Origin of the sequence: Sphingomonas sp., assembly GCF_042095875.1 — a bacterium.
In the GTDB taxonomy this organism is placed as follows: domain Bacteria; phylum Pseudomonadota; class Alphaproteobacteria; order Sphingomonadales; family Sphingomonadaceae; genus Sphingomonas.
The window spans coordinates 20,283-28,917 of the sequence record NZ_JBELMJ010000016.1 but is presented as its reverse complement, the minus strand read 5'-3'; the positions used below and the strand labels follow the sequence as shown (position 1 = coordinate 28,917).

General features: G+C 69.5%; 13 protein-coding genes and 2 tRNA genes. 8 read left to right on the top strand and 7 right to left on the bottom strand.

Going from position 1 to position 8,635, the window contains the following annotated elements; translation table 11 throughout:
• The first annotated feature begins 48 nt into the window (after positions 1 to 48).
• Positions 49 to 471 (top strand): DUF2147 domain-containing protein, encoded by a 423-nt coding sequence (locus ACFDS6_RS07830; RefSeq protein ID WP_375271578.1) that lies wholly within the window; start codon positions 49 to 51, stop codon positions 469 to 471.
• 28 nt (positions 472 to 499) lie between these two features.
• Here ACFDS6_RS07830 and ACFDS6_RS07825 read toward each other — a convergent pair whose 3' ends face one another.
• Together ACFDS6_RS07825 and ACFDS6_RS07820 are read right to left on the bottom strand one after the other, a co-directional pair.
• Positions 500 to 1,129 carry a DNA-3-methyladenine glycosylase family protein gene (locus tag ACFDS6_RS07825; RefSeq protein WP_375271577.1) on the bottom strand — a complete coding sequence of 210 codons (630 nt, stop codon included), beginning with the start codon at positions 1,127 to 1,129 and terminating at the stop codon, positions 500 to 502.
• A complete protein-coding gene (locus ACFDS6_RS07820) occupies positions 1,120 to 1,263 on the bottom strand; it encodes a hypothetical protein (RefSeq protein ID WP_375271576.1) in 144 nt (47 codons plus the stop codon). Before ACFDS6_RS07820 ends, ACFDS6_RS07825 begins: the two co-directional genes overlap by 10 nt.
• Between ACFDS6_RS07820 and ACFDS6_RS07815 the strand changes: the two genes are divergently transcribed.
• Entirely contained in the window at positions 1,262 to 1,579 is a 318-nt protein-coding gene (locus tag ACFDS6_RS07815; RefSeq protein WP_375271575.1) for a 2Fe-2S iron-sulfur cluster-binding protein, read from the top strand. The genes ACFDS6_RS07820 and ACFDS6_RS07815 overlap by 2 nt on opposite strands.
• A 57-nt stretch (positions 1,580 to 1,636) precedes the next feature.
• Here the strand turns inward: ACFDS6_RS07815 and rlmB are convergent, their stop codons facing one another.
• On the bottom strand, positions 1,637 to 2,383 hold the full coding sequence (gene rlmB, locus ACFDS6_RS07810) for a 23S rRNA (guanosine(2251)-2'-O)-methyltransferase RlmB (RefSeq protein WP_375271574.1): 747 nt from the start codon (positions 2,381 to 2,383) through the stop codon (positions 1,637 to 1,639).
• Positions 2,384 to 2,611: 228 nt separating this feature from the next.
• Between rlmB and ACFDS6_RS07805 the strand changes: the two genes are divergently transcribed.
• A tRNA-Tyr gene (locus tag ACFDS6_RS07805) sits at positions 2,612 to 2,697 on the top strand.
• A 457-nt stretch (positions 2,698 to 3,154) separates the two neighbouring features.
• Here ACFDS6_RS07805 and ACFDS6_RS07800 read toward each other — a convergent pair.
• Positions 3,155 to 3,228 (bottom strand) — tRNA-Gly (locus tag ACFDS6_RS07800).
• 128 nt (positions 3,229 to 3,356) lie between these two features.
• Positions 3,357 to 3,596, bottom strand: coding sequence for a hypothetical protein (locus ACFDS6_RS07795; RefSeq protein WP_375271573.1), 240 nt, complete (start codon positions 3,594 to 3,596; stop codon positions 3,357 to 3,359).
• Between the two features lie 111 nt (positions 3,597 to 3,707).
• Between ACFDS6_RS07795 and ACFDS6_RS07790 the strand changes: the two genes are divergently transcribed.
• From ACFDS6_RS07790 to ACFDS6_RS07780, 3 genes are all read left to right on the top strand, one after another.
• Positions 3,708 to 4,226: a hypothetical protein gene (locus tag ACFDS6_RS07790; protein WP_375271572.1), complete on the top strand. Its 519-nt coding sequence runs from the start codon at positions 3,708 to 3,710 to the stop codon at positions 4,224 to 4,226.
• Positions 4,227 to 4,379: 153 nt separating this feature from the next.
• Positions 4,380 to 5,891 (top strand): murein L,D-transpeptidase, encoded by a 1,512-nt coding sequence (locus ACFDS6_RS07785; RefSeq protein WP_375271571.1) that lies wholly within the window; start codon positions 4,380 to 4,382, stop codon positions 5,889 to 5,891.
• A gap of 24 nt (positions 5,892 to 5,915) precedes the next feature.
• Positions 5,916 to 6,272, top strand: coding sequence for a hypothetical protein (locus ACFDS6_RS07780; RefSeq protein ID WP_375271570.1), 357 nt, complete (start codon positions 5,916 to 5,918; stop codon positions 6,270 to 6,272).
• Between the two features lie 70 nt (positions 6,273 to 6,342).
• Here ACFDS6_RS07780 and ACFDS6_RS07775 read toward each other — a convergent pair whose 3' ends face one another.
• Both ACFDS6_RS07775 and ACFDS6_RS07770 read right to left on the bottom strand, forming a co-directional pair.
• Positions 6,343 to 6,627 carry a hypothetical protein gene (locus ACFDS6_RS07775; protein WP_375271569.1) on the bottom strand — a complete coding sequence of 95 codons (285 nt, stop codon included), beginning with the start codon at positions 6,625 to 6,627 and terminating at the stop codon, positions 6,343 to 6,345.
• On the bottom strand, positions 6,627 to 7,649 hold the full coding sequence (locus tag ACFDS6_RS07770) for a glycerophosphodiester phosphodiesterase (protein WP_375271568.1): 1,023 nt from the start codon (positions 7,647 to 7,649) through the stop codon (positions 6,627 to 6,629). The genes ACFDS6_RS07775 and ACFDS6_RS07770 overlap by 1 nt, the downstream gene beginning before the upstream one ends.
• A gap of 118 nt (positions 7,650 to 7,767) precedes the next feature.
• On the opposite strand from ACFDS6_RS07770, the gene ACFDS6_RS07765 reads away from it, so the two are divergent.
• Both ACFDS6_RS07765 and ACFDS6_RS07760 read left to right on the top strand, forming a co-directional pair.
• Positions 7,768 to 8,331 carry a 2Fe-2S iron-sulfur cluster-binding protein gene (locus tag ACFDS6_RS07765; protein WP_375271566.1) on the top strand — a complete coding sequence of 188 codons (564 nt, stop codon included), beginning with the start codon at positions 7,768 to 7,770 and terminating at the stop codon, positions 8,329 to 8,331.
• Positions 8,328 to 8,635, top strand: a 308-nt coding sequence (locus ACFDS6_RS07760) for an FAD binding domain-containing protein (RefSeq protein ID WP_375271565.1), incomplete at its 3' end; no start/stop codon positions are given. The genes ACFDS6_RS07765 and ACFDS6_RS07760, both read left to right, overlap by 4 nt.

The window sequence follows — 8,635 nt, the reverse complement described above, 5'->3', positions numbered from 1 at the left end:
CGCCGATCGTCATTGCGCGTTCATCGTCCATCCCCATAGAGTGCGCGCATGAGAACCCTTCCCCTGCTCGCCGCCGCGCTCGCCGGCACCGTCGTCCTGGCCGCGCCCGCGCTGGCCGCGCAGCCCATCAACGGGCGCTACGTGACCGAGGACGGCGCCGCGCTGGTCGAGGTGGGGCCGTGCGGCAACAAGACCTGCGGCCGGATCGTGCGCGTGCTCAAGCATCGCCCCGGCGCCGCGACCACCGACGTCAACAACAAGGACGCGGCGCTGCGCAGCCGGCCGATCGTCGGCATGCCGGTGTTGTCAGAATTTACCGACGGCGGCGACGACTGGCGCGGCCGCATCTACGATCCGCGCAACGGCAAGACCTACAAGTCGATCGTCAGCCGCAACGCCGATGGCTCGCTCAAGGTGCAGGGCTGCATCGCCTTCCTGTGCAAGACGCAGACCTGGCGTCCGGCGCGCTGAGCCTTCGGCGGCACCAGCGCGGCACAGGCTAGACTGGCGCCGCGTCGGCGCCCGCGCCGTAATGGTGCCAGGTGAAGATCGCCGCCGCGCCCCGGTGCGGGCGCCAGGCCTCCGCCAGCGCGCGCGTCAGCTTCTCGCCCGGCCGCGCGTCCAGGCCCAGGATGCGCCCGACCTCGATCTGCACCGCCAGGTCCCCCGCCGGCCAGATGTCCGCCCGCCCTTCCGCGAACAGCAGGTAGACCTCGGCCGACCAGCGGCCGATCCCCTTGACGCGGACGAGCTGCGCGATCGCCTCCTCGTCGTCGGCGGGCAGGTGGGCGAGATCGAGCCGGCCGCTCGTGACCTCCTCCGCCAGGCTGCGCGCGTAGCTGGTCTTCTGGCGCGAGAAGCCGCAGGCGCGCAAATCCTCGTCACTGGCGGTCGCGACCACCGCCGGATCGCCCGCATCGCCGACCTGCGCCTCCAGCTTGCGCCACACCGCGTCGGCGGCGCGCACGCTGACCTGCTGCCCCAGGATGGTGCGGAGCAGCGTGGCGTAGCCGCGCTCGCGGATGCGCGGTGCGGGGTAGCCGACGCGCGCGATCGCCGCGGCGAAGGCGGGCTCGATCGCGGCGAGCGCGTCGAGCCCGGCGCGCAGGTCGCCCTCGCTCAGGCCCATCGCTGAACCCGTTGCGTGCACCATTCCTCGAGCGCGCACCATTCCTCGGGCGCGCACCATTGCTCGGCCGCGCACCATTGCTCGGCCGCGCGCGGCGCGGCATGGAGGCGGCCAGCAATCGGAGACAAGATCATGCCCAAGCTTATCGTCGTCACGCGCGAGGGGGAAGAACGCGAGATCGACGGCGAGGTCGGCCTGTCGGTGATGGAGGTGATCCGCGACGCCGGCATCGACGAGATCCTGGCGCTGTGCGGCGGCTGCTGCTCCTGCGCGACGTGCCACGTCCACGTCGACCCGGCGTTCGCCGACCGCCTGCCGACGATGAGCGAGGACGAGAACGACCTGCTCGATTCGTCCGCCGACCGCGACGCGGGCTCGCGGCTGTCGTGCCAGATCCAGTTCACCGCCGCGCTCGACGGGTTGAAGGTGCGGATCGCCGAGGAGGATTGAGGAACGGTGGACGCGGCCGATCGCCGCGCCCAGCCTAATTCACCCAAGCACGTCCGATCAACCGCGCGCCGCCACCGCGTAGAGCGCGATCGCGGCGGCGTTGGACACGTTCAGGCTCTCGACCTTGCCCGAGATCGGCAGCCGCGCGAGCTGGTCGCAGTGCGCCTCGGTGTTCTGCCGCATCCCCTCGCCCTCTGCGCCGAGCACGATGGCGGGGCGCGTCTCGCCGAGCTGTTCGCTGAGCGTCGCTGACGCGTGGCCGGTCAGCCCGATGCGCCAGAAGCCCGCCTCGCCGATCTCGTCGAGCGCGCGCGCGAGGTTCACCACCCGCACCCACGGCACCACCTCCAGCGCCCCCGACGCCGAGCGCGCGAGCACGCCCGATTCGGGCGGCGCGTGGCGGTCCTGCGTCACGATGCCGAGCGCGTCGAACGCCGCGGCCGAGCGCATGATCGCGCCGACGTTATGGGGGTCGGTCACCTGATCGAGCACGATCAGCGGGCGGCGATCGCCATCGCCCTGCGCCAGGAGATCGCCCAGCCAGATCTCTTCCAGCGGATCGACCTCTGCGACCAGTCCCTGGTGCGGCGCGTCGCCCGGCACCAGCCGGCCGAGGTCGGGCGCTTCGGCGAAGACGACGGGCAGCGACGACGGCAGGTCGAGCGACGCCAGCGCCTCGCGCGTGCCCCACATCTTGCGCACCACGCGCTCGGGATTGGCGAGCGCGGCGGTGACCGCGTGACGGCCCCAGAAGCGCGGGCGATTGCCCTGCGTCTGACTGGGACGGTGGCCGCGGCGCGCCATCAGCGGTGTACCTCGTGATCGAACATGGCCCCGTGCCTATGCGGCGGACCGCGCGCGCGCAAGCATGCGCGAAGGGGGCTTGCGTCGCTGCGCCGGCCCCTCTAGGAGCCGCCTTCTTCGTCGCTTCGGCGGCGCTGAACAGCGGCCTGACCAGCCGCCTGCGAGACCCGCCCCACGCGGTTCGGATCGTCGCAGCAGGTTCCGGGCATCGCCCGGAGCGACCCGGATGGAAGGGTGGCCGAGTGGTTAAAGGCAGCAGACTGTAAATCTGCCCGCGTGAGCGTACACTGGTTCGAATCCAGTCCCTTCCACCACTTTCTCCCGCTTCGTCCGCAGCGAGCCTGACGTATGTTCGAGTGATTGCGCAGGGGTCCGCTAGCTCAGCTAAGTTCGATGCCGCTGCAATTGGCCGCGTCGGACGATCTGAAGCGAAGTTCGAAGTTTATCGCAGGCCGATGCACTGACTCACAGTGCCCCTGTGTCGAGGTGCTCAGCATCTACGGTGCGGCAGGCACAGCCGTGATTGCGATGTAGCGGGTAACGCGCGTCGCTCTGAGTGGCGCCATGTCGACGCTGTCGCCAGGTCCGGCACCCCAACCCAGCAACTACGCCCGAGCAGGAACAACTCGGTACGCAGCCATGGTTGGAAGGCTTATATGAGCCTGCTGCTCGGCCATCAAACTCACGTGCAGCACCGAGCACGCCGCACGAGGGCCTCGGCGGTCGCGCTTGTGACCCGACGAGCGGTTATGACTAAAGAGTTCAAAAGTGTGGAGCGGGTAGCGGGAATCGAACCCGCGTATTCAGCTTGGAAGGCTGCTGCACTACCATTGTGCTATACCCGCCCGGCAAGGTTTGAAACGGCAGATCAGAGATAGAGACTTTGCAGGAGCTACCGTCCGATGACCGCGGCAGCTACGTCAACTAATCAGACCACGCAAGATGAGATCGCAGACGAGAACTGCGCTGATCGTCAGGGGCTTTCAGGCGATTGGTCGTTATCGCCGCCGCTCGTCGCCGCAGCGATCAGCCCGGCGACCGCCAGCGCGGCGAGCAGCGCGACCAGCCAGACGGGCGCACCGGCGATCTGCGCGTTGCGCTGCGCCGGAGTCGCGGCGCGCGTCGATGCAGCGCGAGTCGGCTCCACCCGGGTCTGCGCGGTGGCTGCGGTGGTGGAGATGATCAGGCTTGATGCAGCGGCGATGATCGCCATGCTCTTGTTAAATCGACCCATTATCCACCTTTGAAGCAGCTGATAGTGGCAAACTCATGCCAATCCTTGTTATCGCGTACCCCATTCGGCGACGAACAGCTAGGAAATACGGTGGTTGTAAGATTTAGCCTGGTGATCGGCGGCGCGGCGACTCTGTTGTCGGCGTGCGGCGCAGAGGTGCCGGTGGTTGACACGGGGAATGCGAGCGCGCTCGCGGCAGTCGCGCCGCTGGGGGTCGACGCCGCGCAGGACACGCTGTGCGCGAGCATCGCGGGCGCGAGCAGCGGCGGCGACGCGTCGCTGCAGGGCGCGCTGGCGGCCGACCCCGTCGGCGCCGAATATGGCGGCGGTGTCATCAAGCCGATCATCGACAAGGGCGGGTACCGCTTCGTGCGCGCCGATATGGTGGACGGCCATTGCTGGGCCAACGCGCGTGCTGCTGCCACCGTGTTCGACCGCGCAGTCGACCTGCAATGGCGCTGTCCGGTGCTGGTCGTCAGCGACGATCGCCGCCGTGTCGGCAAGACGGTGCTGGAGGAAGTCGACAACTCCTTGTGCGAGTTCGACACGGCGCCGGGATCACCGACCAAGCGCGCGGTCGAGCAGCCGATCCAGCGGATCGCAGTTTGACAGAGCGTCGGTCTCGAAGCGCGGCGGCGGTCGCCACGATTGTTTCGCGCGGCGTGCCACTTGCGGTATAACGGCGCGTTCATCGTGGCGCATGGTCGTAGTCGCTAGGGGCGAGCGCGGCTGGGCGCGGGTTGAGCAGAGGACAGGTGATTGATGAACAGGTTGAACGCGCACGATCGCTCGATCCGCCGGCAGGCGGTGAGGACGCGGCACGTGGTGCGGGCGGCAGCGGGAGCGTCGCTGCTCGGGCTGGCTTCGCTGGCCGGCGCGCAGGAAGCGTTGTCGCCGGCGCCGGTCGCGCCCACCGGAGCGCAGCCCGCAGCGCCGATGGTGGCGCAGCCGTTACCGCAGCTGAGCGAGGCGCAGGCGCAGCAGCTCGCCAAGCTGATCGCGCAGGACGAGGTGAAGCAGGGTCTGCGCCAGGGCGCGGCGCGCGACCTGAGCGCGATGGCGGGCGAGGCGCTGGTGCGCGTGGCGCTCGACCACGCGCGCGCGGTTCACGCCGGACGGCTCGACGCGAGCGATTTCGAGCGCGACTGGGGCATCCGGCCGCAGCGCTACGATCCGCTGCCCGGCTTCGCGGACGCGGTGGAGCGCGACCGGCTCGCCGCCTGGGTCGCGTCGCTGCCGCCGCCCTACGCGGGGTATGACGCGCTGGTCGCGGGGCTCGCGCGCTATCGCTCGATCGCGGCGGACGGCGGCTGGGGCACGGTCTCGGCCGCGCCCGAGCTGAAGTTCGGACGCTCGGGCCCAGCGGTCGCGGCGCTGCGCCGCCGGCTGGCGGCCGAGGACCCGCAGGTGGCGGCTGGCGGCGACAAGTTCGACGCGGGGCTGCTCGAAGGGGTGAGGCGCGCGCAGCGGCGCTACGGCCTGAACCCGGCGGGCGACGTCGGTACGCTGACGCTGGCGGCGCTCAATGTGCCGGTCGGAACGCGCATGCGGCAGATCGCCGCCAACATGGAGCGCTGGCGCTGGCTGCCCGCGCAGCTGGAGCAGAAGCGCGTTCAGGTGAACGTGGCCGCGGCCGTCCTGACGGTGTTTGACGGCGACGCGCCCGTCATGTCGATGAAGGCGGTGACCGGACGGCCGGGCAACGAGACGCCGATGCTCGTGTCCTCGATCCACTCGGTCGTGCTCAACCCGCCGTGGAACGTCCCGAGCTCGATCGCCGACAAGGAATTGTGGCCCAAGGAGCGCGCAAACCCCGGCTATCTGAAGCGCAACGGCTTCCGCGTCATCGACAACGGCGGGTCGAAGCGATTGCAGCAATCGTCGGAGAAGAGCGCGCTCGGCCGCTTCAAGTTCGATTTCGCCAACGATTTCGCGGTCTACCTGCACGACACGCCTGCGCAATCGGGCTTCTCGCGCTTCGACCGGCTGGCGAGCCACGGCTGCGTCCGGCTGGAGAAGCCAGAGGCGCTCGCCAAGCTGCTGATGAAGACCACGCCCGAGTGGCAGCCAGAGGCGATCGACACCACGGTCGCGGCGGGCAAGACTGTGCGCGCGCGCATGGCGGAGCCGGTGGCGGTGTACCTGCTCTACTGGACCGCGTTCGCCAGCCCGACGGGTCAGGTCGGCTTCCGCGAGGATCCGTACGGCTGGGACGGCGAGCTGGCGAGCAAGGTCGAGGCGCGCCAGGCGAAGCAGACGCTCGCCTCACTGTGACCAACATTAGTTAAGGATGCGTAGATGATCGGGAAGAACAAGGTCGCGACGGCGATCGGCGGCGCGCTGTTGCTGGTCGCCGGCCTGTCGGGCTGCTCGGGTTCGCGCGACGAGGCGCCGGTGGCCGACAACATGGTCGAGGAGAACTATCAGGCGGACGAGCAGCCGATGCCCGAGCCGATGCCGCTGGAGACGCCGACGCCCGAGCCGCTGCCCGCGACCGACCTGAACGCCACCGCGGAGGCGCTACCGCCCGCGAGCGATCCGTCCGCCGACGAGCAGATGGCGGACGACGCGTCGGCGACCGGCATGACCGCGCGCGCGTCGCGCGGCGACCCCGCCGATGAGGCGCCGACCGGCGGCAATTTCAGCGGCCAGTAATCGAGCGGCCGGGCGGCAACGCGAGAGGCCGCCCGGCCCTCACCTTTCTACGTGACTGAATGATCGCGGATCAGCGCTCGCGCTGTCCCGCGACGTAGCCGCTGTAGGGCGGGCAGGCGTCGCGCCGCTTGCGGCACTCACGCTCATAGTCGCGGCGCTCGCGCTCCTCGCGCTCGGCCTGCTTGCGCTGCTGGCGAACGTATTTCTCGTCGCGCTCGCGCGAACTGGTGGTGGCGAGGTCCGCGGCCTTGCCGACCGCGCGCACCGGCATGGTGGCGACGTTCCACGCCGTCCTGACGCAACCCCCGGTCGCGAGCAGCGGCACCGCCGCCAGTGTCAGCACGAGCTTGCGCATCACTTCTTCTCCCCGGCGACGAACGCGTCGCGCGCCGCGACACCGATAGCAGGAAAGTCGGTGAAGAACCCGTCTACGCCCTGCGCCAGCGCGGCCGCGATCTCTCCGCCCACGTCGCCGTGCGCGCGCGGATCGTCGCCGCGGCGGAATCGCGGGCGGACGAAGACGTTCTCGGCACGGTAGGTCCAGGGATGGACGCGCAACCCCGCGGCGTGCGCGTCGGCGACCAGCGCGGTCGGTGCATCACCCTTCCCCCCGTCCTGCCACAGCATCGCCTTGTCAGGGCCGATGCCCCAGGCGTAGCGCGCCACGTCGCGCAGGCCCTCGGGCGTCACCATCGCGGCGTAGCTCGGCGCCGCGCCGTCGGCCGGGGCGCCCGCGCCGGCCACGAGCTGGATCAGGCGTATGGGCGTCATCGCCTTCAGCCGTTTCAGATTGTCGACCTCGAACGACTGGATGAACACGGGTGCGTCGGCACTGTCCCAACCTGCTGCCTTGAGCTGATCGACCAGCAGCCTGTCGGTCGGGTGACCGATCTTTGCGAAATAGGTCGGGTGCTTGGTCTCGGGATAGATGGCGACGCCGCGCGCCTCGGCGAGCGCGATGATCTCGGCCAGCGTCGGGATCGTCTCCTGCCCGTCCCACGCGGCGTTGTCGGGACGAAGCTGGGGCAAGCGCTCCTTCGCACGCAGCGTCTTCAACTCGGCCAGCGTGAAATCCTCGGTGAACCAGCCGGTCAGCGCCTGACCGTCGATCGTCTTGGTCGTGCGGCGCGCGGCGAACTCGGGATGGTCGGCGACGTCGGTCGTCTCGGAAATCTCGTTCTCGTGCCGTGCGACCAGCACGTCGTCCTTTGTCGGCACCAGGTCGGGCTCGATCACGTCGGCGCCCTGCTCGATCGCGCGGGTGTAGCCGGCGATCGTGTGCTCCGGCCGCTCGCCGCTGGCGCCGCGGTGCGCGATCACGAGCGGCGGCGAGGACAGACGCGGGCTGGCGGTGGCGGTCTTGGCGGCGGCGGTCATGCGCGCTTCCTGCCCGCTCACGCACGCGGGCGCCAGCAGCAGTGCCGCGGTGAGAGTCGTTCGCAGGGATATGAAGCGTTTGACGCACGTTTCAGGGCAAGCAGCGAAAAGGCGGAACATGCGCTTCACCATCAACCAGAAGACCTACGAAGCGGATGTCGATGTCCGCACGTCCTTGTTGGACCTGTGCCGTGAGCACCTCGGCCTGACCGGCAGCAAGAAGGGCTGCGACCACGGCCAGTGCGGCGCCTGCACGATGCTGGTCAACGGACGGCGGATCAACGCCTGCCTCTCGCTCGCCGTGATGCATCAGGATGACGAGATCGTGACGATCGAGGGCCTGGGCACGGTCGAGGACCTGCACCCGATGCAGGCCGCGCTCGTGTCGCACGACGGTTACCAGTGCGGTTACTGCACCCCCGGACAGATCTGCTCCGCGGTCGGCATGCTCGACGAGGTTAAGAAGGGCTGGGCCAGCCACGTGAGCGGCGACCTGGGCGACGTGTCTCTCAACGACGCGGAGATCAGCGAGCGGATGAGCGGCAACATCTGCCGCTGCGCCGCCTACCCCAACATCGTCGACGCAATCCGCGAAGTGGCCAGCCAGTCGGGCGATCAGGCGATCAGGCCCGCGCCGCGCAGCCCGGCCGAACAACCCGCGCAAGAGAAGGTGTCGGCATGAAGACGTTCGATTACCAGCGCGCCGACACGATCGAGGCGGCGACGCACGCGAACGGCCGCTTCATCGCGGGCGGCACCAACCTGCTCGACCTGATGAAGCTGCAGGTCGAGACGCCCGAGCGGCTGGTCGACATCAGCCGGCTCGACCTGAACGGAATAGAGGAGCGAGACGACGGCGGACTGACGATCGGCGCACTCGTGCCCAACAGCGACCTTGCCGCCGACCCGCGCGTGGTCGAGAAGTACGAGGTGCTGAGCCGCGCGTTGCTCGCCGGCGCGTCGGGGCAGCTGCGCAACAAGGCGTC